We start from the raw sequence: 23,504 nt of genomic DNA, 5'->3' as shown, positions 1-23,504 counted from the left end.
TAAGTTTGGTACCTCAAATATAAAAAATACTCTTAGCTTATGCTTCTTATTTTTTCACTTCAGCATATTTATTGCAAACATAGGATCTGCCACCTAGCTATTTTTATAACACTGATAATGAACACAATATAATTATTACTTTATAATAATTGTATTGTAATAAAAGATTTTATTGATATATCTATTGTAATTTCAACAAAAACTTATTGGTTTCTTGTATGGTTGAATAATAATAACTCAAAGCTGCAAGAAATGATTTCTGCACATTTTGAGCTGTCACATTCTGTCCTTGGATTTCTAAATTCTTAGTGGCACATGCGTCACTGATAATAGTGCTATTAAATCCAAGATCTTTTGCAGCCCTTGCTGTGGCATCAACACACATGTGCGTCATCATTCCACAAATAACCAAATCAGTAATATTATTTGCTTTTAGAACCTCTAATAATTTTGTATCTCGAAAACTATTTGGGTAGTTTTTAATAATCACACTTTCGTTATTAAGTGGTGCAACGTTCTCATGAATTTCTGCACCTCTCGTATTAGGAATAAAGAATGTAGAGCCACTACGTGATGATATATGTTTGATATGGACAACGAGTAATGATTTAGCCCGGAAAGCATTTAGAATTTTTTGTGCATTCAAACTTGCCTCAAGCGAACCAACCAATGGATTTGCTCCACCTTCAAAATAATCGTTCTGAATATCAATAATTAATAATGCTTGTTTTGCTTTCATACTTTGTGCACTTACACTGCTTTGCCCTACAAGAGCCATGCATATAAACAACAATAGAACATGTACTTTTTCCATTTTCTTTAAATTTAGTTTGTTATTACGTCACAAAAATAAATAATATATATCTTTGTATCAAGTATATACATTATTGTATGGTACATACAATAATGTATGTATTGTTGATTTTAAGCACATTAACAACAGTAAAAAATGGATAACAAATCAGAAAAAGATATTTGTGTACTTGATTTTGCTTTTCAACGAATAGGAGGTAAATACAAAGGACGTATTTTGTGGGCACTAAATAAATATAGCGTAATGCGCTATGGTGAACTCAGTCGTGAAATTTCAGGCATTACAACAAAGATGTTAACTCAAACTTTACGAGAACTTGAATCAGATAATTTAATTCATAGAGAAATGTATCCACAAGTTCCCCCAAAAGTTGAATATACACTTACAGAAACGGGAAAAGAACTAATTCCTTTTATTAGATACCTGGTTGAATGGGGATACAAGAATATGAAAGAGGTTAAGTAAAAACCTTCTAGACAGAGTTATATACATACTGATTTAATTATATCAACGGGGGATTATAGGTTTTGAGACTTGTATATTAATTTCCTGAACAGCAGATTTGTATTCATCGTCTCCATCTGCTTCAACGCAAATGGTAATGCCTGGCCATAGTTGCTTAGGATCTGCGCCGAAATAATCAGGATCAAACCGAAATGTATATTCATCAATTTGGATTGCCGGGCCAGAAATAAGTACTATACGCGGACGTACTTTTGCATGTTCATTACACACAGTATCTCTATCCTTATTAACAAAGACCGGTTCAAGGCTGAACTCGTTATTATTACATTTACCACTGATTTTTACATGCTTGTTAATATCGTAAAACATCAATTCTTCATTGAGTTTGGCCGATACATATTGCATCTTCTTCCCATGCGCTTTGGCATATCGAGCTTTAGTGAGTGAAACCATTTCATCGTCAAAATACCAAAACTGATTCTGTGGAATGGTAGATTCATGACCATCTGCATACCAACGGGAATAATAAACGCCGTCGGCCGCTTCGGCTACAAATTGAGGATCGTTATTTGGAGACTGTGTGGATTTTGGAGTATAGACCAAAGCCTTTGCAATGAATTTTGCAATGTAATCCATTGTCTCTTCACAGAGGTCAAAGTGTCCCCTGCCAGCATCACATAGAAAAGAAATTCGAGAATCGGGATACATCATCCTGAAAGCAAGAGAGGGGTTAACACGTGCCTCCCACCATTCATATTCGCCTTCAATCATTAATCCCGGTATTTTATCAATGTTTCGGGTACGCCCCCATTCTATATTTGCTCTGCCATATCCACAAAGATTCGTACGTGGAGAATCGCCATGATAAGAGATGATGCAAAGTGTTTTATCCGGATTCCATGCTGCAAAATTCCATGGGAAAGTTGCCTGTGCGGAATGACCGAATGGAATAATTTTAGCCTTGGCAATTTCGGGATGTTTGGTGCCAATTGCAAATTCTTTTATTATCTGTTCAAATCGTTCCTGGCAAGAACGTCCAAGGCTATCTTTGACAGAAGTGTCCCAATTCTGCGAGCCTCGTTGTATAAATGCCATTGCTATGCCTAGACTATCCATTTGATGAGTAAACCTAGGGCTTCTGAAGAGCACTTCTTCTGTCATATTCTGATGTGCATAGAGCACAGCTTTCACTTCTTTTTGACCTCGAGGCAGACGAATATATGCACGTGAGCCTTTTTCGCCTGTAAAATAATCAAATTCAGCTAAACCAACATGTTTACCCGCCATCAATACTGAGCTAACAAATAAAGACAATAAGATTAAGTTATATCGTTTCATAAAGTTATTTATTTGATGAAAATGAAATTACATTATGCTACTTAAATGTAACATTATTCACATGGTTACCTAGCATAATCCGTGCAAAATCAGCTGTTTTGTACCATCCTGGTTTATCAGGCATCGTGTCGCAGATGCGCTTCCCATCAATGACAAGATTATCAAATATTACATCTTTAACAGGACGTTCCACACTCCAACCTTCAATAATAGAGTTGCTCTCTTTACCGCTGGAATATGTTATATTCTTAAATGTGATATTATTGACGGCTTTACCTGGAGCCTCGCAATATTTTTTGTTATGGGAAACACGTATATTGAAAAGCATTCCGCAGTTGATAGGCTCAATGCGGATATTGTCGAAGAGCACATTCTGAACAACATTATTATCTCCACAGTTTATAGCCATGCAACCTTGATAATCAATCTGCATCTCGCGTTCTTCGAGGATGTCAATGTTACGATATACAAGGTTCTCAATGGTATCAGACTTTATTGCAATTTCATCCGCATTTTGCGCAAGAGGAAGATTTCTGCTCACAACATCTTTTTTGTAAGAAGCTGCGCCATGAAGACCAATGAAAATAGGGTGAGCAACGTCTGCCCAAAAAATGCAGTTTTGAACGGTAATGTTTCGTGCCGAACCGATGTGCCCCAAACGGGTAGCATAGACAGTCTGGCAATCATCAGAATTACGGGCAAAACAATCATCAATGAGCACATTGGATGATGCAAAAACATTAAATCCATCACCCCAACCATAATGTGATACAATTTTCACGTCTTTAATCTCTACATCATGCGAACCACCTGTTGGCACCTGAGTTGATACAATTCCCTGAACAAGCACATTATTTGATGATGTTATCTCAACTCCATAACCACGATCTTTTGGACGAAGCACACCAGCTCCTATGATCTTAACATCATGCTTGCCTATGACTCTAAGTCCTCCCTGCACCCATGCACCCTTGTTAATTATGACTGTCATACCTGACTCAACATCCATGAAATTTCCTTCAATTTCATGGTAGCCAGCTGTAAAAAATAGAGTCTTGACTTTTGCCTTAGCCTTTTTGTCCAGAGTCTTGTACTTGTCAAAAGATACAGCATTTTTGGTTTTTGACATTGAAATCTCCGGCACTTTGAAAATGTGTAAGTTATGATAGATATCGTCATTAATCTCAACTGAGATATTCATTGGCCTTGTCAATGTAAACTCAATGGTGGCAGAGTCTTTCTGAATAAACGGAATGTTATATGAAGATGGGCGGATACGAACCTTGTGAATAAGACCTTTATTATAATGCACGCGAACGATTTTATTACCCTGTGTTTCTGTCAGAGTTACAAAACTACTTTTCTCTACATTGTGCTTGCCGTTTGCCACCCGGTCAACTGGTACTGAATATACTGATAAAACCTCTTTATCGACAGTAACAGTAAAATCATCATTATAAGCTATCTTCGTCTGCGCTGAGATAGGTAAAAGACTAACAAAAGCAAATAATAGAGTTAACAATTTTCGTTTCATAGTACTAACTATTTTTTATGGAATTTATATTAGTAATTTTAAATACGAAGCAAGATCAACTAATACTTAATTCTAAGGTTACTTTTTTTGTTTATTATTAGTGCAATGAGAATAAAATTAGAGATATCTGCTGGCTTTAATAATTAGATTATTGAGCTTTGCAGATCAGCAACTTTTTCAGCACAAAAGAAAAGCCAAACAAAGTACTTAACCTCATATTATCAATCGGTTGTCCTTGTTTGGCTGATTCTTGCTATTCTATTTGACCTTTATTAAAAAGAAACAATCAACTATTTAATACTTATAGCAACGCCTCCACTTGGAGCCAGTCTCTGCTTCAGTTTAGTTGTGCTTGTCACAGTTACAGTTTTTATTGTATAACTCTGTGGATTATTAATCCAATGAGCATCTTTACCATCGGCATAAATTGTTGCATGGAATTTCTGCCCTTTTGGTAGAAAGCTTAAATCAATAACAGCTTCACGGGCATTCTCATCGGTTATTCCACCAATATACCATTCGTTCTTACCTTTAGCTTTACGTGCAATCGTAATATAATCGCCAGGTTCTGCCTCAAGAATATAGGAGTTGTCCCAATCAACCGCAACATCTCTTATAAACTGAAATGCATCGGAATAACGTTTGTAATTCTCAGGTAAATCGGCAGCCATCTGCAAGGGACTATACATTGTTACGTATAAAGCAAGTTGTTTAACCAGTGTGGTACTCAGCTTCGCTTTATTCTTTCCATAAACTGACAAATCACCCTGAAATATTCCTGGTGTATAATCCATTGGTCCACCCATCAATCGGGTAAAAGGAAGAATTGTTGTATGATCAGGTTTATTGCCGTTAAATGATTCAAACTCTGTGCCACGTGCAGATTCCTGTGCAAGCCAGTTAGGATAAGTACGGCAAAGTCCGGTTGGGCGAACAGCTTCATGAGAATCGACCATTATTTTATACTTTGCTGCAGTTTCGGCCACATAAAGATAATGATTCACCATCCATTGTCCATCATGATACTCACTTCGTGGAATAATTGGTCCTACATAACCAGTCTTCACTGAATTGTATCCATTATCGACCATAAAACGAAAAGCATCATTTAACTGACGTTCATAATTAATAGCCGATGATGTAGTTTCATGGTGCATAATTATTTTAATCCCTTTACTTGCTGCATACTGATGCAACTCTTTCACATCAAAGTCGGGATATGCTTTAGTAAAGCTATAAATATGTTCTTTTGCATAAGCCCAGTTGTCTTCCCAACCTTCATTCCAGCCTTCAACAAGAACTGCATCGAATCCATTCTGCGCAGCAAAATCAATATATTCTTTTACATGAGCTGTATTTGCTCCATGATGACCATTACATTTCAATTTGGAATAATCTGTTTGCCCAATTATGATATCCGGATTGTCTGTGTAGGCCCATGTAGAGCTACCGCCTGTGAAATATTCCCACCAAACTCCGATATACTTTACTGGTTTAATCCAGGAAGTATCTTCTAACTTACAAGGTTCATTCAAGTTCAGAATTAGTTTAGAGGCTAATATTGCACGAGCATCATCGCTTACAACAACAGTACGCCACGGAGTTACGGTTCCGGTTTGAATATAGCCCTTATTTCCATTCTTATCTGGTGTAAGATGTGCACTCAGACAAAAAGCCTTATCATCAAGATTTAGAGCCATTGCAGGATAATTGACCAAAGCTGCTTCGTGAATATTGATATATAATCCATCATCTGATTTTAGCATCAAAGGTGTTTGTATAGCCAATCCCGGAGCTGGAGCTTTTGCTGCAAGAGGCTCTTGACGAACTTTACCTATTAAATCGGCAATTTCAGATAGTTTCGATATCGTTATCGGAAACTCATTCGTATCATAGTCGGCCGGTATCCAGAATGCTTTATGATTGCCGGAAAGTTTAAATTCGGTTGCTTCTTCCTTTATTGTAAAATGTCGGAGATTCTCTTGAACAGGGAATTCATACCTAAAGCCTAAACCATCATTAAACAAACGAAAACGTATATTGAGCTTTCTGTTGGTAGAAGTTTGATTTAGCGAAACAAGCATTTCGTTGTGATTATCTCTGATATCTTTTTGCTCCCCCCATACCGGTTGCCACACTTTATCAGAAGTACTGAATTTAGTATCTGTTATAACAAACTTTTCTGTAAATGAAGCCAAAGAATTGAAAGTAAAACCCATCTTACTTTCATCTATAACAGTTTTACCCTTAAACAAAAGTTTATAAGAAGGAGTACCATTATCATTCAACCGGAAAGTAAGAGTTAAATTTCCATCGGGTGAATTTAAATTTTGTGCTACTGATGTATTAACTATCAATAGACAAAGAAGAATAAAAATAATTTTTCTCATAATATTTTTTTAATAGTATTTTGTATCGCAAAATAAAATAGTAATGAGCTAATATTTGTGCTTCATAGTAGTTAGATTAAAAAAAAGGGCTTTATTCAAGCCCTTCTAAAATACGTTTAAGTACTACTTGCGCTGAAATCTCTCGATTTGCAGCTTCAGGTATCACAATAGACTGGGGACTTTCAATTACATCATCCGTTACGATCATGTTTCGTCTTACAGGCAGGCAGTGCATAAAATATGCATTGTTGGTTACTGCCATGTGAGCAGCGCTCACTGTCCATGCGCGGTCCTTGCTTATCACCCGGCCATAGTTATCACCTGCATAGCCACTCCAGTTCTTTGCATAAACGAAATCGGCACCTTCGAGGGCTTTCATCTGGTCGTACTCTACTTTGGCATTGCCTACGAATTTAGGATCGAGTTCATAACCTTCGGGATGAGTAATAACGAAATCATAGTCAGTAGCATTCATCCATTCGGCAAAGGAATTAGGTACTGCCTGGGGAAGTGCACGAGGATGTGGAGCCCAAGTCATAACAACTTTTGGACGAGCCTTTTTCTTATATTCCTCGATAGTGATGAGGTCAGCAAAGCTCTGCAATGGGTGGCGTGTAGCGGCTTCCATTGAGAATACCGGTCGACCGGAGTATTTGATAAACTGATTAATGATTACTTCGTTATAATCATCTGTCTTATTTTGAAATTGAGCAAAAGAACGGACACCGATAATGTCACAATAGCAACCCATAACAGGAATAGCTTCAAGAAGGTGTTCAGTCTTGTCACCATCCATTATCACACCTCTTTCTGTTTCCAGTTTCCAAGCTCCCTGGTTTACATCGAGCACAATAACATTCATACCCAGATTCATTGCAGCCTTTTGAGTACTGAGACGAGTACGAAGACTTGAATTGAAGAATATCATGAGAAGGGTTTTGTTTCTTCCCAGCTCAACATATTTGAAACGGTCTTTTTTTATCTCAAAAGCTTCATCTAAAGCTGCTTTCAGATCGCCTAAATCATTTACATTGGTAAAATGTCTCATCTTATTTTCTTTTTTAGTTGTTATCAAATTATTATTGTCTTATCTGACCATTTCCTTTAATAATCCATTTATAGGAAGTAATCTCTTCAAGTCCCATTGGACCGCGAGCATGCAATTTCTGTGTACTAATTCCTATTTCTGCCCCAAGGCCAAACTGCGCACCATCAGTAAATGCAGTGGAAACATTGGTATAAACACATGCCGCATCAACAGATTTTGTGAACAATTCTGCATTATCCATGTTTTCTGTCACTATACACTCACTATGCTTTGAACTGTTTATATAAATATGTTCAAGGGCTTCATTGATATCTTTCACTGTCTTTACAGACATTGTATACGAAAGAAACTCAGTACCAAAGCTTTCTGGTGTGGCAGACTTAAGCAATTCCGAAGGATAATGACCATCCAATACCCTATAAGCTTCTTTATCTGCATATATAATAACCTTACTTTTTTGCAAAGGCTCACACAGAGATGGCAAATCAGACAAACGCTTTTCATGTATAACCACGCAGTCCAAGGCATTGCAAACACTAACCCTTCTTGTTTTGGCATTATTAATAATGGCTGTTCCTTTCTCAAGATCACCAAACTCATCGAAATAAGTATGGCATACACCGGCTCCTGTTTCGATAACAGGAATTGTGGCATGCTGACGAACAAACTGTATCAAGCTACTACTTCCACGAGGTATCAATAAATCAACATATCCCACAGCATTTAAAAGCTGAGAAGTTGCTTCTCTGTCAGCCGGAAGAAGTTCTACAATATGTGTATCAATACCAAACTTTTCAAGAACAGAATGGATTACTTTCACAATAGCCCGGTTAGAGAAATCGGCATCACTTCCACCTTTCAATACACAAGCATTACCGCTTTTTAAGCAAAGTGAGAACACATCAAAGCTCACATTAGGGCGTGCTTCGTAGATAATACCTATCACTCCGAATGGCACACTTATCTTTGTAAGTTCCATCCCGTTGGGGCGGGTGGTCTGCATAAGTACACGTCCCAGTGGAGAAGGAAGTGTAGCTACATTACGAATATCGCCAGCAATTCCTTTTATACGGTCTGCTGTAAGCATCAAACGGTCATATTTAGGATTGCTTGTTTCCATCTTAGCCAAATCTTTCTGATTTCCAGCAAGGATAAGAGGAATTTGGGCTTCGGCTTCATCAGCTAATGCCAATAATATTTCATTTATCTGTTTGTCACTTAGTCGGGCAAGTTTTCTGCTTGCTGCCTGAACGGCCTGAAATGTATCTTTTAAATCCATCATCTGTCAATAATTAGATTTTTATTCAATATATAGATAGTCATAATGCACAATTGGCTTCAGACCATGTTTACCGATCATTACTCTAGCTTCGGACGAATCAAAAGAAGCTTTTCCAACTCCTATTTGCTTACCGTTATGATCCATAATGCGCACTATGTCGTCTTTCTCAAATTCACCTTCTATATGGGTAATACCTACAGGGAGAATGCTCACCGCCTTTTCTGAATTGATAATCCGGGCTGCTTGTTCGTTAATGTGAAGTTCACCTTTAGCAAAGCCCTCACTGTGGGCTATCCATTTCTTCACGCTTGAAACTTCCTGGGTGGAAGGTATAAAACGGGTACAGACTGTAGTCTTTGGCTTTTTCAGTAAATCAACAAGAATATTATCTTTCTTACCATTGGCAATAATAACCGTGATTCCTTCATCGGCCACCTTACGGGCAATGTTTGTCTTAGTAAGCATACCCCCACGACCAAAACCCGACTTTTCAGTCTGAATATAATCTGACAGATCTTTCCCATGCTCCACTTCTCTGATAACTGACGAAGCCGGATCAGAAGGCGAACCGTTATAAATGCCGTCAATATTACTTAGAATAATAAGTGCTTCGGCATCCATCATACTGGCTATTAATCCGGAAAGTTCATCATTATCAGTAAACATAAGTTCGGAAACAGAAATCGTATCGTTCTCATTTACGATGGGAATCACTCCATTTTCGAGCATCACCGTCATACAGTTTTTCTGATTCAGATAATGACGACGCGTTCCGAAGTTTTCTTTAGTCGTCAGCACTTGTCCCACGGGAATTTTATGCTCACGGAAGAGCTCGTAATACCGATTTATGAGCTTAGCTTGCCCCACAGCTGAGAAAAGCTGACGCTGATCTACACTATCTAGTTTTTTTGAAGCACGTACTTCACTTCTTCCGGAAGCCACTGCACCTGAGGATATAAGGATAACCTCTACCCCACCCTTGCGAAGTTCTGCTATCTGGTCAACCAACGCAGACATACGGGTTACATCGAGAGAACCATCCTTACGGGTAAGTACATTACTGCCTATCTTAACTGCAATCTTTGTAAATTGATACGCCATTCTTAGTTATAAATTAGAAGTACAAATATAGGAAATATAATCGATCTGTGATAAAATACGTCTGTTTTCTTAAACCATATATCAAGAATAGTCAATGTATCCGATTATCAGAAGAGAGAAAATAACGGCTTTGGGAAAGCAAATCATAAATATCTAATTATTCAAATTCGTTAAAAGTATATTAAAAGAATATTTGCTAAACTGATTTTTTATATTTTTGCAAGCAAATAACCTATTAATGAGAACTACAAACCCTCAAGTGGAGCAAATTACCCCGTTCATTGTAATGGATGTTTTGGAAAAAGCAAACGAAATGCAAAAACAGGGAATCTCCATTATTCACATGGAAGTTGGCGAGCCCGACTTTGATATTCCGGAATGTGTGGCTCAGGCCGCTAAAGCTGCTTATGATAAGCATCAGACTCACTACACCCATTCATTGGGGCATCCTGATCTTCGACAGGCAATTGCAGATTTTTACAAGAAAGAGTATAATGTGGACGTTGATCCCGGCTGTATTGTGGTAACATCCGGTTCATCACCAGCTATTCTGTTAACGCTCATGTTACTTTGCGAGCCAGAGAGTGAAGTTATTATGTCGAATCCAGGCTATGCCTGCTATAGAAACTTTACACTTGCAGCTCATGCAAATCCAGTGCTGGTTCCTTTACGGGCTTCCAACGGATTTCAATACGACATAGAAGATATAAAGAAAAGCATCACTCCCCTTACCCGAGGTATATTTATTAACTCACCGATGAATCCAACCGGAACGCTTCTGGATGATTCATTTATGAAGCAGATAGCAACTCTGGGAGTTCCTGTTATTTCCGATGAAATCTATCACGGACTGGTTTATGAAGGTAGAGCACGAAGCATCCTTGAGTTTACCGACAAAGCATTTGTGCTAAATGGATTCTCAAAAAGATTTGCTATGACAGGATTAAGATTAGGCTATCTTATTGCTCCAAAAGAATATATCCGTTCGTTGCAAAAACTACAGCAGAATCTGTTTATCTGTGCTCCAAGCATTGCTCAGCAGGCTGGTATTGCAGCTTTGAAAGAAGCAGAACAGGATGTTGAAAAGATGAAAGCCATCTATAATGAACGCAGAGTGTACATGATATCGCGCTTAAAAGAGATGGGATTCAAGATTGATGCTGAACCTAAAGGAGCTTTCTATATATTCTGTGATGCACGCAGGTTTACTAAAGATTCATATAAATTTGCTTTCAATATACTTGAGCATGCTCACGTAGGTGTAACTCCGGGAGTAGATTTCGGAACAGGTGGCGAAGGATATATCCGTTTTTCATATGCCAATTCACTTGAAAATATAAAGGAAGGCATGGATCGGATTGAGGCTTACCTTAATACATTACAAGTATAAGATTTACTTATTATTAGTAATTGAAGTGATATACAGCATTCCTAAATCATAGATAAGCAAGGATGTTTGTATTGAAAAGAATATAATAGAAACTGAAAGAGGCATCACAAACAAAAATCTGTGATGCCTCTTTTCATTATTTCTTTATCTCTCTATTTTCTACGATCTGTACCGCAGCTTCATAATCATCGGCAGATACGAGAACTTTCATACCACCCGGACCAAAGTTAACAGTCATAGCAGGAGCCATACTTCCAAGGTTATCATCTTTTAAAGCAGCCTCAATATCTACACTTTCTAATAACCCTTTCACTAATTCCGCTTCCCATGGAGTGCCAGTAAACACTTCCACCAATGGAGTTTTATCGTCTGCAGTCATAATTATTATATTTAAGGATTTATACTTTATCCACAAATATAACAAAATCTTTATAAAATTGTTGTCTAAAAGATTTTATATTCTGCTTTACTCAACATTTTCTCTGTTGGCTATAATTTCTGTTGCCATATCATAGTCGTCGGCAGATACAAGAACAGCCACCCCACCACCTGTTGGCACCTCGGTTAACATGGTAATAGCCATATATCCCATATTATAATTCTTTAAAGCTGCTTGTATGCCAACACTTTCAAGAAGTCCTCTAACTAATTCAGCCTCCCACGGAGAGCCAAAGAAAACTTCTACCAGAGGTAGTTTATCACTTGAGCCCATAATTATTAATTCTATATTTACGAGTGCAAATATAACAAACCTCTATTACAAAATGTTGATGTAACAAAAATAAATATATGCTGCTTATATACGGTTGGCCAGTACTTTCATTGCCAGAGTATAGCTTTCACTTGGAACAGCTACTCTCATCTCAGCTTCATCTTTTACTTTAGTCTGAACGTTAGCTTTTTCTAATAAACTTTTAATAAGTACAACCTCCCAAGGTGAACCAGAGAATACATCGATTAATGAGATTTTAGTAGTTTTCATTGATAAAAATAAAATTGATTATCTGGCAAATATATATAGAAAATATTTCTTCATCAAAACGCAAAAAGTACATTTATCCAATATCTTATGCAAACGTTGTACACAAATAAATGTAATATGAACACTTATTTTAATTATTTCTTACTTAGATATTTATCTGTTCTTATTGTAGCATAGATAGTCACTAAAAAAGTTTTGTATGCCCTACAATTAACAAAATAAAAAATACAATAAGTGGATTTCATCTCAATATAATAAAAACAAAAAACCTTTGATTATTAAACGCTTTAAAACTATTTTAAGAAACTAAAACAATATTCCTATTTCTTAAATCAGTTATTACAAATTTAGCATTGAAATAGTATTATTCTAATTGTAATATTCATTTCAAAACAATGACGAAAATATAGCACTACAAATGTAAGTGTCATTTGTGTTGATGTATACAGATAAAATACCGCTTAAAAAAATTATATTTTAAGATAGATTAGCATTACAATAACCATTTTTGCAATCACTTAACAATCAATTTATTACCCATTTATCACATTCATTAAAACAGATAATTAGGTTGTTTATAGGTGCAGACAAAAATAAGATTTTCTCCATTATAAAAGCCTTGAGCAAGAGAAGTTATATACACAAATCTTTCCGCCAATAAATTATATTTATTCGCCAATAAACAATCCATCAACGCCCAATAAATAAAATCCATTCACCAATAAATAGAGAAGCAATTTCTTAAAAGGAAAGACGTTGTTAAACAAACATTTAGAAGAGTAAACTTTAAATTTCTCACCTGACTTTGAGGGAGCCTGTTTAAACCTAAAAAGGCATCCCGAAGAACGGGATGCCTTTTCATATATCGATAATAATGAAATTATTTCTTTGAATCTTTATCGCGGATTTCAACACGACGAATCTTACCACTGATAGTCTTTGGAAGCTCGTCAACAAATTCAATCACACGAGGATATTTGTAAGGAGCAGTAACCTTCTTCACATGATCTTGAAGTTCTTTAGCAAGCTCTTCACCTGCTTTCGCCTTGTATTCCTTAGAAAGTATAATTGTAGCTTTAACTACTTGTCCACGGATTTCATCGGGTACACCGGTAATGGCACATTCAACAACAGCAGGGTGAGTCATCAAAGCACTTTCCACTTCGAATGGACCGATACGGTAACCAGAGCTCTTGATTACATCATCAGCACGACCTACGAACCAGAAATAGCCATCTTCGTCTCTCCATGCAAGGTCGCCTGTAAAGTACATATTATCATGATAAGCTTCGTTGGTTAACTCTTCATTTCTGTAGTACCTTTCACTAAGACCTACAGGAAGTCCGTTATCAAGACGAATCACAATCTGGCCCTGCTCACCTTCCTCAGCCGAACGGCCATCGGGAGTTAGCAAGTCTACTTTATAGTTAGGACTAGGAACACCCATACTACCTGGTTTTGGTTCCATCCACGGAGAAGTAAAGATTACAAGAGTAGTTTCACTCTGTCCGTAACCTTCACGCAACTTGATGCCTGTAAGCTGGTGGAACTGCTCGTAAACAGCAGGGTTCAACGCTTCTCCTGCAATGGTGCAATATTCCAATGAAGAAAGATCGTATTTAGTAAGGTCTTCACGAATAAGGAAACGGAAGATTGTAGGAGGCGCACAAAGTGAAGTGATGTGATAATCATGAATTTTCTCTAGAATAGCAGAAGGAGTAAACTTCTCATGATCATAAACAAAAACAGCTGCACCTGCAATCCATTGACCATATAGTTTTCCCCAAAGAGCTTTCAACCAACCGGTATCGGCGATAGTGAGGTGCAAACTACCTTCGTGAAGGTTGTGCCAGTATTTAGCAGTAATAATGTGACCTAATGGATAAACAAAATTATGCGCTACCATCTTCGGGTTACCTGTTGTACCTGAAGTAAAGCTGATAAGCATAATATCTTCATTATCGTTAACATGGGCAGGACGAACAAAAGGAGCTGCATTTTCAATTCCTTTATGGAAGTCTTCCCATCCTTCAGGAATAACCGGACCGATAGAAACACGGTGTTTCATTGATGGAGATTCGGCCATTGCATCATTGATGTGACCAATAATAAGTTCATCACCATCGGCTACGATAGTCATTATATCAGCAGCGTTGTTACGATAAATAATATCTTTCTTTGTAAGCAAGTGGGTTGCAGGAATAATCACAGCTCCGATTTTGTGCAAAGCAATAATCGTAAGCCAGAATTCATATCTACGCTTCAGGATAACCATCACCTTGTCGTCTTTCTTAATATCCAAAGAAAGAAAATAAGAGGCAGTTTTATCTGTTTCTTCCTTCATCTCGGCAAAGGTAAAGCGACGACATTCGTTTTTGTCATTAGTCCATAGAAGGGCTAGTTTGTCAGGTTGCTCGGCAGCCCATGCATCTACTACATCGTAAGCAAAGTTAAAATTCGCAGGAACCTTAAGTTTATAATTCTGTTCAAAGTCTTCCTGTGAAGTAAACTCCGTCTTTTCTAAAAATCTTTCGATCATATTTCTATAAGTTATTATCGTTGTAAATCGGTTAACTAAAAAAGCTATGGTTGTTTACATAATCATAGCCAGGAACTTCACCGATTTACCATCAAGTGCTTTCATTCCATGAGGTTGTTTTGAATCAAAGTAGATACTATCTCCTGCATTCAGAATCAATTCTTTACCATTAATATTCAACAGCATGCGGCCTTCAATAATGAGATTAAATTCCTGTCCGGCATGAGCATTGAAAGTAATAGGACAATCTTCTTCCTTTGGTTCCACAGTTACAATAAACGGATCAGCTTTTCTGTCCTTAAATCCTGCAGCCAATGACTGGTATTTGTAAGCCTTGGTTCTTTCAATAGATGTACCTTTGCCTGCACGGGTAAGAAAATAAGTACTCATTTTGGGTTCTTCGCCAAACATCAACGCATCAAGAGCCACACCATACTTACGGGCAACCTTTTGTAACATACTTACCGAGATGTCTGATTCACCACTTTCCGCCTGAGCATATTCTTCAATAGAGAGCCCGCAGTCTTTTACTACATCTTCCACTGACAGTTCAAGTACTTCACGCAATCCGCGTAAACGTTCTGCAATTTGTTTTATTTGTTCATCCATGATTAAATGGTATTATCTGCTTGCTTTCATTGCTCGTATAATAGCCGAGCTGAAGCCTGCATGTTCTAATTCATTAAGTCCTTTAATTGTTAATCCGCCCGGTGTAGTTACCTTATCAATTTCAATAGCAGGGTGCGTATCGTTTTGTAATAAAAGCTCGGCAGCTCCCTTAACAGACTGCGCTACCATTTTCTGTGCATCTTTAGGATAGATACCCATTTCCACACCAGCCTCAACAGCAGCATGAATATATTTCAGCACATAAGCAATACCACAAGAAGTAAGCGCTGTAGCAGCACTCATCTGCGATTCATTAATAATCATAGCCAGTCCCATTTCATCAAAAAGATCGAGCATGAATTGTTCTTGTTCTTTTGATGCATTGTAGGATGCTATTAACGTGGTACTTTCAAGAAGTGAGATAGCTGTATTTGGTATAACACGAAAGATAGTTGCTGATTCACCTATTATTTTACAGTATTCAGTAAAGGCAACACCAGCAGCTACCGTAACAAGAATCTGCTTTTTTGCATCAAAGCTAATATTCTCCAATACCGATTTAACCAACCAGGGTTTAACTGCTAAAAGAACGATATCTGCATTCTCTATTGCTTCCTGATTATTGTTAGTGACGTTAATTTCCGGGTTGAATGCCTTTAAAGCATCAAGTTTACCATTGGAAGGATTGGCAACTGTAATATCAACTGCTTTGACTTTGGAACCTTGTACAATACCGCGAGCAATAGCTCCGCCCATGTTGCCTGCTCCAATAATTGCTATTTTCATATCATCTTAGTTTAACTATTCTTGGTATCACTTGCAAACTTACATAAAAAACTTCAAAATGTAAGCAAATTGCATAAAAAACAAAGTCTAGTGTTACTTATTATGTATTAGAGATAAACACTAAACAAAAAAGGACTAAGCCGGTTATATTCCGAACTTAGTCCTATTATTATCTATTCATTAACCAATCTAACTTTTTGAGGGTAGATCAATTAAGGGCTTTTTTGAATCTTTCTATAAATTCATCGGCTTGCTCCAGGCTTAAACAAAGCGGAGGAAGAAGTCGTATCACATTCGTACCACTTACACCGGTAAATACTTTCTGTTCAAATAACAGTCGTGTCCTAAGCTCCTTAACAGGTTCTTCAAATTCAAGACCAATCATAAGGCCTTCTCCACGAATTTCTTTAATCTGAGGGAACTGCTTAAGTTCTTTCATAAGATAATCTCCCACTTTAGAAGCATTCTCTATCAGATTTTCGTTCTCAATCACATCGATAACAGCAAGAGCAGCTGCACACGAAAGATGATTTCCTCCAAATGTTGTTCCAAGCATTCCATAAACTGGGGTAAACAGAGGGCTGATTAAGACTCCACCCATAGGGAATCCATTACCAATGCCTTTAGCTACTGTGATAATGTCAGGACGAATTCCTGCAAACTGATGGGCAAAGAATTTTCCACTACGACCATATCCTGACTGGATCTCGTCCAGAATCAGAATAGTTCCGGTTTCCGTACACAGCTTTCGTAATTCCTGCATAAAGCTATTTTCAGGAACTTTGATACCACCTATACCTTGAATACCTTCAATAATAACGGCACAGACATCGTTCTTTTCAAGCTCAGAACGCACACTATCAATGTCATTAAGAGCTAGAAAAGTTACATCAATACCCTCATTGATAGGCGCAACAATCTTAGGATTATCAGTTGTGCGTACAGCAGCCGAAGTACGGCCATGAAAACTCTTTGAAAAAGATACCACCCGTTTACGTCCGGTATGAAAAGAGGCAAGTTTCAATGCATTTTCATTTGCTTCTGCACCAGAGTTGATCATAAAGAATGAATAGTCCTCATAGCCAGATATTCTTCCAAGGCGTTCTGCTAATTGCTGTTGCAGTTTATTTACTACAGAATTAGAGTAAAAGCCTAACTCTGCAACTTGCTTTTGGATCATTTCCACATAATGAGGATGACTATGACCAATTGAAATTACAGCATGTCCGCCATAAAGATCCAGATATTCATTACCTTTATCATCCCAGACCTTACATCCTTTTCCTTTTACGATATTAATATCGAATAAAGGATACACATCAAATAGTTTCATTTCTTTTGTTGGTTGTTTTAGAAGGCACTCGGTTTTAACCTCAGCCCCACTGTTTCTTCCAGTCCGAACATCAGATTCATGTTATGAACAGCTTGTCCGGAAGCACCTTTTAATAAGTTATCTATGCATGAAATGATAAGAAGCTTATCACCATGTTTCTCGAGATGGATTAAACATTTGTTAGTGTTTACTACCTGCTTTAAATCCACATTCGCATCAACAACATGTACAAATGAGTCCTTTTCATAGTACTCAATATACATACGTTTAATTTCATCCAGTGTTACGCTTGTCTTAACAACAAGAGTTGCAAAAATGCCACGGGCAAAATCTCCACGATAAGGAATAAAATCTATATCTGAATTAAAACTGTTCTGCAATTGTTTGACAGATTGCTTTATTTCAGGAACATGCTGATGAGAGAATGGCTTATAGATAGACATGTTATTGTTTCTCCAGCTAAAATGCGAAGTAGCCCCTGGTTTTACTCCAGCACCGGTAGAACCGGTGATCGCATTTACAGACACATCTCCATTCAGCAACAGATTTTTTGCAAGAGGTAATAAACCTAATTGAATACATGTAGCAAAACATCCAGGGTTAGCCACATGTTTACTTTGACAAATACGACGACGGTTCAGTTCGGGAAGACCATAAATAAAATCGTGTTCATCAGAAGCAATACGATAATCCATCGAAAGATCTATTACTTTTAGATTTTCTGGCAGAGTATGGCTTTCCATAAATTTTCTGGTATCACCATGAGCTGTACAGAAATAAAGCAAATCAATCTTGTCAAGAGGCAATTCATCGGTAAATACCATATCTGTTTCGCCATAAAGACCTTCGTGAACATCAGTTATTTTGTTTCCGGCATTACTGCTACTATTAATAAAAACGATTTCAACATCTGGATGGTTTATAAGCAAACGAATCAACTCCCCTGCTGTATATCCTGCTCCTCCTATAATTCCGACTTTAATCATAATCTACAAAACTCGTATTTGTTATTTTCCGTTTTTCTTTTGGTTAGCGTAATAAACTCTCAATGGGTTAGATAGAATTTTGGTAAATCCTTTAGCATCTTCTGCAGTCCATCCTTTACCAACTTCACCATAATCACCAAAGTCAGTCTTAACTAAATCAAAAGATGATTCAACACCTACTAAGCTAAAGCAATACGGGCGAAGAGTAATAATTACTGTACCATTAACATTACGTTGAGAACTTTGAAGCATAGCCTCACAGTCGCGCATTACAGGTTCCAGATATTGAGCTTCGTGGAGGAACATTCCGTACCATGTACCAATCTGATCCTTCCAGTATTGTTGCCATTTGCTCAAGGTATGTTTTTCCAGCATTTTATGAGCATTAATAATAAGCATAGGTGCTGCAGCTTCGAAAGCTACACGACCTTTGATACCAATAATAGTATCACCAATGTGCATATCACGACCAATACCATATTTTGAACCGATTTCTTCTATTTTATTGATAGCGGCAACTTTATTTTCAAATACTTCACCATTAACCGCATGAATTTCACCTTCTACAAATTCCAGTTTCAATGTTTCTGTTCCGGTTGAAGTAACTTGTGAAGGATAAGCTTCTTCAGGAAGACCTTGTTCAGAGTGAAGAGTTTCTTTTCCACCGATTGATGTTCCCCAAAGACCTTTATTGATAGAATATTCAAGTTTCTTAAAGTCGGCTTCTATTCCATGTTTTTTAAGATAGTCTATTTCATATTCACGAGTAAGAGACATATCACGTGTAGGAGTCAGAATCTTGATTTCAGGAGCAAGTACATCAAAAGTAAGATCGAAACGGATTTGATCGTTACCTGCACCGGTACTTCCATGAGCAACATAATCTGCTTTAATTTCCTTTGCATAATTAATGATAGCCATTGCCTGGAAAATACGTTCTGAACTTACAGAAATAGGATAAGTTCCATTACGAAGAACATTACCAAACACCATATATTTGATGCTCTTTTCGTAATATTCCTGAGTAACATCAAGAGTAACATGCTCTACAGCACCTAGTTTATAAGCCTTTTCTTCTATTACTTTCAACTCTTCATCGCTAAATCCGCCAGTATTAGCTACAGCTGTATATACTTCGTATCCTTTTTCTTCTGACAAATACTTTGCACAAAATGAGGTATCCAAACCACCACTAAATGCTAAAACGACCTTCTCTTTTTTCATATCTATCTAATATTTTTATAACCTTATTTATTTTCTGATTCTTCTGTTTCTCCTGCCTCTTCATTATCTTTCTTCGCCTTGTTGAATGGATCATCCGGATGTTTTGCAGGATCGTAAAGCATAGCAGTACAAATACATTTTGTTCCACCAGTTCTTTGAAGAATATCGTAATTAACACAACTCTGACAACCTTTCCAGAAAGCCTCATCGTCAGTAAGTTCTGAAAAAGTTACAGGAACATATCCTAATTCTGAATTAATTTTCATTACTGCCAGGCCAGAAGTTAAACCAAATATTTTAGCTTCCGGAAAACGTTGGCGCGAAAGTTCGAATGCACGACGCTTGATTTTCTTTGCCAAGCCATGACCACGGAATTTATCAACAACAATTAATCCTGAATTGGCAACAAATGCTTTGTTGCTCCATGTTTCTATATAGCAAAATCCAGCAAACTCATCTCCGCAAAGGGCTATAATCGCTTTTCCCTCAATCATCTTTTGTTTTACGTATTCAGGGGAGCGCTTTGCAATACCGGTTCCGCGAACCTTGGCAGCTGCTTCTATTGTGTTTAAAATAATGTCAACGTATGGAATATGACTCTCGTTGGCTACAAGAATTTCAATATTGATTTCCATTTTTTCCTTTAATGTTATTTTTAAGTTTTATTATGTAGATTAAATATTCGGAATAATCTGAGATAATGACTGTCTTATTTCATTTCGGGAATAGCCATCCCTGAAAACCAACAATATTGTATCATCTCCTGCAATAGTGCCAATAATATCTTTATATTCACGGTTATCAATGTCATAAGCCAGACTACTTGCGTATCCGGGACGTGTTTTTATAACAGCCATATTTCCGGAAAAATCAATAGATTTAAAACCGCTCTGCAACAACATTTCGCCAGCACTAGGCACATCAATTGTTCTTTTATACATGGTGTCATTCGGTAAAACATACACATAATTACCATTTGTTGTGGCAGCTTTTGCAACTTTCATTTGTTTCAAGTCCCTTGACAAAGTAGCTTGTGTAAGCTCATAGCCTTCCTTAGCCAACTCTTGAAGCAGCTCTTCCTGACTACCTATCTCTTTACTAGAGATAATCATCTTTATCGAATCTAATCGTTTACTTTTGTTCGTCGTCATGTATAATTATTCTAATTTACCTGCAAAAGTATACATTTTATTGGATACAAAATGCATAATTGCGGATTTTTTTTAGTTTTATGCATAAAAAATAGTATAAAAAAATGAATATGGATTATTTTTAGCGCTCATTCCGGAAAGAATATACACTTTTCATTCATGATAAATTTCAATGCATTTTGTATAACAACAAACTAAGAGATTTATAAGTTCAGATATCTTAGTACTACATACATGAAGAGTATATATAAAAAACCACGAACATGTTTAGGGGATAAACATGTTCGTGATCAGTACCAAACATCTGCATGTCTGGGGAAAAATAGCTTTATGCTTTTCTAATATACGTTTTATTGGCATATTAGATTAGGGAATCAGAATTTATATCCTACAGATAATGAATAGCAAACGTTTTTTGCATCCTTAAATCTGGATACATCTTTAAGAATTTTCTTCAACCCTGATGAAGCATTCAAGCCAATTAAAAAGTTTCTTACCTCAAGTGTTGTACCCACTCCCAAGCCATAATCGAATCTGTTATCGGAAAGAGATCGGTTTTCAAAATTATTTCGGTCACCGAAAATATTTTTCTCAACTAATGTCGTAGTTTCCGATGTATAGATCTCGTCTTTATATTTGCCGCCAAGAGCATAAGCCATATACGGACCTGCACTGATAGCTAATTTCACATTATCTGAAAGGCGATATTTGTAAGCAGCCATAATTGGCAGCTCGATATATTGCGGATTCAAAGTCGTTTTTTCCTGACTTTGATCATACTTGGCTCCTTTAGTTATAAATAACAAAGAAGGTTGAATGGATAATCTTTTGCTCAACGCATAATCCATACCTACTCCAATCTGATAATTAAGTTTGAGCTGAGAACCATTTATGTCCTCTCCCCCAAAAGAACTAAAGTTTATACCTCCTTTTACATTCCATGAAATTTGTGCAAATGTTGTGACGGATACAATCGCAAAGATTGCTAAAACAAAAATTTTCTTCATACTTTTTCGTGTTTTAATGTTTACTCTTTCCCCCTAAAAAGAGCAGTGATTAATTGTTTTTTGAAACAAAAACAAAACTCTCAACTGAGTAATCTGTGTTTGTGAATCTGTTTTTGTAGCAACCTTCCATCTTCTTTGCAGGTACAAACATAAAGTAAATTGCTTATATATGGATATAAAATGCAAAACCAAAAGGAATACTTTAAACTTAAAAACGTTATTTATCCTTTCTTTAACACTTTTATAAAAAAAGCCCTCGCTAAAGGGCCTTAAAGTCGAGACTTATTGAATAGCATTGCTATCAATTACTTTTTATTCTATATTATGATCACAAAATCCTTTCACCAATAAATAAAAAGCATTGGTGAATAAACTAAATTCATTGGCCAATAACCGGACAGGGATTGCTCAATAATTTTAGGCGGATAATTGGATTATATTATTTCGTAATCCGACAAAAATTACATAAAACAAAAAATATCCCTCACTCACTCACCATTCTTAATAACATCCTCATTAAATGATAATTAAGAGGTAATGGATGCATTTTCATCCCTCACTCATCCCTCACTTTAAGCCGTTTTTTCTTTCATTAAACAGCCAAAAAGCCATCATACCAAAAATAATTGCTATAACAGCACTTACCCAGATTGGTACTGTAATGCCATTAACTACAACTGGAACTGCGAATGTATAACGAATAAGTTGAATAAAGGCAAATATTAAAAGAATAATGCCACAGATAAGAGATGCCGGTCGTTTCATAATTAATCCTCCCATAATATTAAACCTTGTTCGCTAATTATATATCGATGAAAAGAATATTATATTTCTACACTAATAACAAAACAATACGAATTTAAGTTCTATATTTTTGTCTGATTTACTTTATTTAGGGGATAAATGGAGAAAATAATTCTGCAGAAAAGCAGACATAGACAAAACAACATATACTCTTTGAAAATAAAAAAGAGAACGCAAAGCACAATTTGCACTTTACGTTCCCACCAACATCTAACCAATCACTTTTAACTCTTAAAATATCTGGAAATACCTATTTCAATTCAAAAGAAACTTTTGATCGTATATCTGTAGAAGAAGCACCTACAAGGGATTCAAACATTCCTGGTTCTGCTATCCATGAATGCTTAGCATCATCAAAGAAGCTTAGCTCTTCTTTAGAGATAGTAAATGAAACCTTTTGCTCTTCGCCTGCATTTAACTGAATCTTTTTAAAGCCTTTCAACTCTTTTATAGGACGAGGAAGAGAGGATTTTAAATCACTAATATACAGCTGAATAACTTCCGAACCGGAACGTTTGCCGGTGTTTTTTACTGAAAGAGTAAATGTTATTTCTCCATCAGCAGTCAATTGCTTTTTGTCTGCAGAAACTTTTCCATAAGCAAAGGTTGTATAGCTCAGACCATGACCAAAGCTGAACAATGGTTTGGCTTTCTGCTTATCAGCCCAACGGTATCCCACAAAAATATCTTCTTTATAGGTCTCTTCCTTACCATCGCCCGG

Annotated in this window: 23 protein-coding genes; 2 read left to right on the top strand and 21 right to left on the bottom strand. The window is 36.8% G+C overall.

The window, feature by feature from the left end:
• Window positions 1-181: 181 nt before the first annotated feature.
• Window positions 182-814, bottom strand: coding sequence for a cysteine hydrolase family protein (locus tag BUC21_RS15770; protein WP_245797149.1), 633 nt, complete (start codon window positions 812-814; stop codon window positions 182-184).
• Window positions 815-949: 135 nt separating this feature from the next.
• Here BUC21_RS15770 and BUC21_RS15765 point away from each other — a divergent pair, with 135 nt between their 5' ends.
• Window positions 950-1,279 carry a winged helix-turn-helix transcriptional regulator gene (locus BUC21_RS15765; protein ID WP_073404196.1) on the top strand — a complete coding sequence of 110 codons (330 nt, stop codon included), beginning with the start codon at window positions 950-952 and terminating at the stop codon, window positions 1,277-1,279.
• A gap of 42 nt (window positions 1,280-1,321) precedes the next feature.
• On the opposite strand, the gene BUC21_RS15760 is transcribed toward BUC21_RS15765, so the two are convergent.
• From BUC21_RS15760 to proB, 6 genes are all read right to left on the bottom strand, one after another.
• A complete protein-coding gene (locus tag BUC21_RS15760) occupies window positions 1,322-2,617 on the bottom strand; it encodes a hypothetical protein (RefSeq protein WP_139261488.1) in 1,296 nt (431 codons plus the stop codon).
• Window positions 2,618-2,654: 37 nt separating this feature from the next.
• On the bottom strand, window positions 2,655-4,151 hold the full coding sequence (locus tag BUC21_RS15755; protein WP_073404191.1) for a glycoside hydrolase family protein: 1,497 nt from the start codon (window positions 4,149-4,151) through the stop codon (window positions 2,655-2,657).
• A gap of 290 nt (window positions 4,152-4,441) precedes the next feature.
• Complete coding sequence (locus BUC21_RS15750) at window positions 4,442-6,541, bottom strand: glycoside hydrolase family 97 protein (RefSeq protein WP_073404189.1); 2,100 nt, start codon at window positions 6,539-6,541, stop codon at window positions 4,442-4,444.
• Window positions 6,542-6,632: 91 nt separating this feature from the next.
• A complete protein-coding gene (locus tag BUC21_RS15745; protein ID WP_073404187.1) occupies window positions 6,633-7,589 on the bottom strand; it encodes a Rossmann-fold NAD(P)-binding domain-containing protein in 957 nt (318 codons plus the stop codon).
• 31 nt (window positions 7,590-7,620) lie between these two features.
• Window positions 7,621-8,868 carry a glutamate-5-semialdehyde dehydrogenase gene (locus BUC21_RS15740; protein ID WP_073404186.1) on the bottom strand — a complete coding sequence of 416 codons (1,248 nt, stop codon included), beginning with the start codon at window positions 8,866-8,868 and terminating at the stop codon, window positions 7,621-7,623.
• Window positions 8,869-8,889: 21 nt separating this feature from the next.
• Window positions 8,890-9,972 (bottom strand): glutamate 5-kinase, encoded by a 1,083-nt coding sequence (gene proB / locus BUC21_RS15735; RefSeq protein WP_073404184.1) that lies wholly within the window; start codon window positions 9,970-9,972, stop codon window positions 8,890-8,892.
• A gap of 238 nt (window positions 9,973-10,210) precedes the next feature.
• On the opposite strand from proB, the gene BUC21_RS15730 reads away from it, so the two are divergent.
• Window positions 10,211-11,362, top strand: coding sequence for a pyridoxal phosphate-dependent aminotransferase (locus tag BUC21_RS15730; protein WP_073404182.1), 1,152 nt, complete (start codon window positions 10,211-10,213; stop codon window positions 11,360-11,362).
• A gap of 136 nt (window positions 11,363-11,498) precedes the next feature.
• On the opposite strand, the gene BUC21_RS15725 is transcribed toward BUC21_RS15730, so the two are convergent.
• The 14 genes from BUC21_RS15725 to BUC21_RS15660 all read right to left on the bottom strand — a co-directional run.
• Window positions 11,499-11,741: a DUF2007-related protein gene (locus BUC21_RS15725; protein ID WP_073404180.1), complete on the bottom strand. Its 243-nt coding sequence runs from the start codon at window positions 11,739-11,741 to the stop codon at window positions 11,499-11,501.
• Between the two features lie 87 nt (window positions 11,742-11,828).
• A complete protein-coding gene (locus BUC21_RS15720) occupies window positions 11,829-12,074 on the bottom strand; it encodes a DUF2007-related protein (protein WP_073404178.1) in 246 nt (81 codons plus the stop codon).
• Between the two features lie 84 nt (window positions 12,075-12,158).
• Window positions 12,159-12,344, bottom strand: a complete 186-nt coding sequence (locus BUC21_RS15715) for a DUF2007-related protein (RefSeq protein ID WP_073404176.1) — start codon at window positions 12,342-12,344, stop codon at window positions 12,159-12,161.
• A gap of 880 nt (window positions 12,345-13,224) precedes the next feature.
• Window positions 13,225-14,883: an AMP-binding protein gene (locus BUC21_RS15710; RefSeq protein ID WP_073404174.1), complete on the bottom strand. Its 1,659-nt coding sequence runs from the start codon at window positions 14,881-14,883 to the stop codon at window positions 13,225-13,227.
• 54 nt (window positions 14,884-14,937) lie between these two features.
• Window positions 14,938-15,492: a helix-turn-helix domain-containing protein gene (locus BUC21_RS15705; protein ID WP_073404173.1), complete on the bottom strand. Its 555-nt coding sequence runs from the start codon at window positions 15,490-15,492 to the stop codon at window positions 14,938-14,940.
• 12 nt (window positions 15,493-15,504) lie between these two features.
• A complete protein-coding gene (gene proC / locus BUC21_RS15700; RefSeq protein WP_073404171.1) occupies window positions 15,505-16,278 on the bottom strand; it encodes a pyrroline-5-carboxylate reductase in 774 nt (257 codons plus the stop codon).
• A gap of 208 nt (window positions 16,279-16,486) precedes the next feature.
• Window positions 16,487-17,611, bottom strand: coding sequence for an aspartate aminotransferase family protein (locus tag BUC21_RS15695; protein ID WP_073404169.1), 1,125 nt, complete (start codon window positions 17,609-17,611; stop codon window positions 16,487-16,489).
• A gap of 17 nt (window positions 17,612-17,628) precedes the next feature.
• On the bottom strand, window positions 17,629-18,597 hold the full coding sequence (gene argC, locus BUC21_RS15690; protein ID WP_073404167.1) for an N-acetyl-gamma-glutamyl-phosphate reductase: 969 nt from the start codon (window positions 18,595-18,597) through the stop codon (window positions 17,629-17,631).
• Between the two features lie 21 nt (window positions 18,598-18,618).
• On the bottom strand, window positions 18,619-19,821 hold the full coding sequence (locus BUC21_RS15685) for an argininosuccinate synthase (RefSeq protein WP_073404165.1): 1,203 nt from the start codon (window positions 19,819-19,821) through the stop codon (window positions 18,619-18,621).
• Between the two features lie 23 nt (window positions 19,822-19,844).
• A complete protein-coding gene (locus BUC21_RS15680) occupies window positions 19,845-20,456 on the bottom strand; it encodes a GNAT family N-acetyltransferase (RefSeq protein ID WP_073404163.1) in 612 nt (203 codons plus the stop codon).
• Window positions 20,457-20,495: 39 nt separating this feature from the next.
• Complete coding sequence (gene argR, locus BUC21_RS15675; RefSeq protein WP_073404161.1) at window positions 20,496-20,972, bottom strand: arginine repressor; 477 nt, start codon at window positions 20,970-20,972, stop codon at window positions 20,496-20,498.
• Between the two features lie 374 nt (window positions 20,973-21,346).
• Window positions 21,347-21,979 carry a porin family protein gene (locus tag BUC21_RS15670; RefSeq protein ID WP_073404159.1) on the bottom strand — a complete coding sequence of 211 codons (633 nt, stop codon included), beginning with the start codon at window positions 21,977-21,979 and terminating at the stop codon, window positions 21,347-21,349.
• Window positions 21,980-22,546: 567 nt separating this feature from the next.
• On the bottom strand, window positions 22,547-22,759 hold the full coding sequence (locus tag BUC21_RS15665; protein ID WP_073404157.1) for a hypothetical protein: 213 nt from the start codon (window positions 22,757-22,759) through the stop codon (window positions 22,547-22,549).
• Between the two features lie 274 nt (window positions 22,760-23,033).
• On the bottom strand, window positions 23,034-23,504 hold a 471-nt coding region (locus BUC21_RS15660; protein ID WP_175550533.1), incomplete at its 5' end, for a fibronectin type III-like domain-contianing protein.

This window comes from Bacteroides luti (assembly GCF_900128905.1).
Lineage (GTDB): Bacteria > Bacteroidota > Bacteroidia > Bacteroidales > Bacteroidaceae > Bacteroides > Bacteroides luti.
This window is presented reverse-complemented; position numbering and strand designations above follow the sequence as displayed.

Excerpts from the sequence above, each read along its gene's own strand:
- BUC21_RS15770 (WP_245797149.1), bottom strand. The coding sequence starts at position 814 with ATGGAAAAAGTACATGTTCTATTGTTGTTTATATGCATGGCTCTTGTA.
- BUC21_RS15765 (WP_073404196.1), top strand. The coding sequence starts at position 950 with ATGGATAACAAATCAGAAAAAGATATTTGTGTACTTGATTTTGCTTTT.
- BUC21_RS15760 (WP_139261488.1), bottom strand. The coding sequence starts at position 2,617 with ATGAAACGATATAACTTAATCTTATTGTCTTTATTTGTTAGCTCAGTA.
- BUC21_RS15755 (WP_073404191.1), bottom strand. The coding sequence starts at position 4,151 with ATGAAACGAAAATTGTTAACTCTATTATTTGCTTTTGTTAGTCTTTTA.
- BUC21_RS15750 (WP_073404189.1), bottom strand. The coding sequence starts at position 6,541 with ATGAGAAAAATTATTTTTATTCTTCTTTGTCTATTGATAGTTAATACA.
- BUC21_RS15745 (WP_073404187.1), bottom strand. The coding sequence starts at position 7,589 with ATGAGACATTTTACCAATGTAAATGATTTAGGCGATCTGAAAGCAGCT.
- BUC21_RS15740 (WP_073404186.1), bottom strand. The coding sequence starts at position 8,868 with ATGGATTTAAAAGATACATTTCAGGCCGTTCAGGCAGCAAGCAGAAAA.
- proB (WP_073404184.1), bottom strand. The coding sequence starts at position 9,972 with ATGGCGTATCAATTTACAAAGATTGCAGTTAAGATAGGCAGTAATGTA.
- BUC21_RS15730 (WP_073404182.1), top strand. The coding sequence starts at position 10,211 with ATGAGAACTACAAACCCTCAAGTGGAGCAAATTACCCCGTTCATTGTA.
- BUC21_RS15725 (WP_073404180.1), bottom strand. The coding sequence starts at position 11,741 with ATGACTGCAGACGATAAAACTCCATTGGTGGAAGTGTTTACTGGCACT.
- BUC21_RS15720 (WP_073404178.1), bottom strand. The coding sequence starts at position 12,074 with ATGGGCTCAAGTGATAAACTACCTCTGGTAGAAGTTTTCTTTGGCTCT.
- BUC21_RS15715 (WP_073404176.1), bottom strand. The coding sequence starts at position 12,344 with ATGAAAACTACTAAAATCTCATTAATCGATGTATTCTCTGGTTCACCT.
- BUC21_RS15710 (WP_073404174.1), bottom strand. The coding sequence starts at position 14,883 with ATGATCGAAAGATTTTTAGAAAAGACGGAGTTTACTTCACAGGAAGAC.
- BUC21_RS15705 (WP_073404173.1), bottom strand. The coding sequence starts at position 15,492 with ATGGATGAACAAATAAAACAAATTGCAGAACGTTTACGCGGATTGCGT.
- proC (WP_073404171.1), bottom strand. The coding sequence starts at position 16,278 with ATGAAAATAGCAATTATTGGAGCAGGCAACATGGGCGGAGCTATTGCT.
- BUC21_RS15695 (WP_073404169.1), bottom strand. The coding sequence starts at position 17,611 with ATGAAACTATTTGATGTGTATCCTTTATTCGATATTAATATCGTAAAA.
- argC (WP_073404167.1), bottom strand. The coding sequence starts at position 18,597 with ATGATTAAAGTCGGAATTATAGGAGGAGCAGGATATACAGCAGGGGAG.
- BUC21_RS15685 (WP_073404165.1), bottom strand. The coding sequence starts at position 19,821 with ATGAAAAAAGAGAAGGTCGTTTTAGCATTTAGTGGTGGTTTGGATACC.
- BUC21_RS15680 (WP_073404163.1), bottom strand. The coding sequence starts at position 20,456 with ATGGAAATCAATATTGAAATTCTTGTAGCCAACGAGAGTCATATTCCA.
- argR (WP_073404161.1), bottom strand. The coding sequence starts at position 20,972 with ATGACGACGAACAAAAGTAAACGATTAGATTCGATAAAGATGATTATC.
- BUC21_RS15670 (WP_073404159.1), bottom strand. The coding sequence starts at position 21,979 with ATGAAGAAAATTTTTGTTTTAGCAATCTTTGCGATTGTATCCGTCACA.
- BUC21_RS15665 (WP_073404157.1), bottom strand. The coding sequence starts at position 22,759 with ATGGGAGGATTAATTATGAAACGACCGGCATCTCTTATCTGTGGCATT.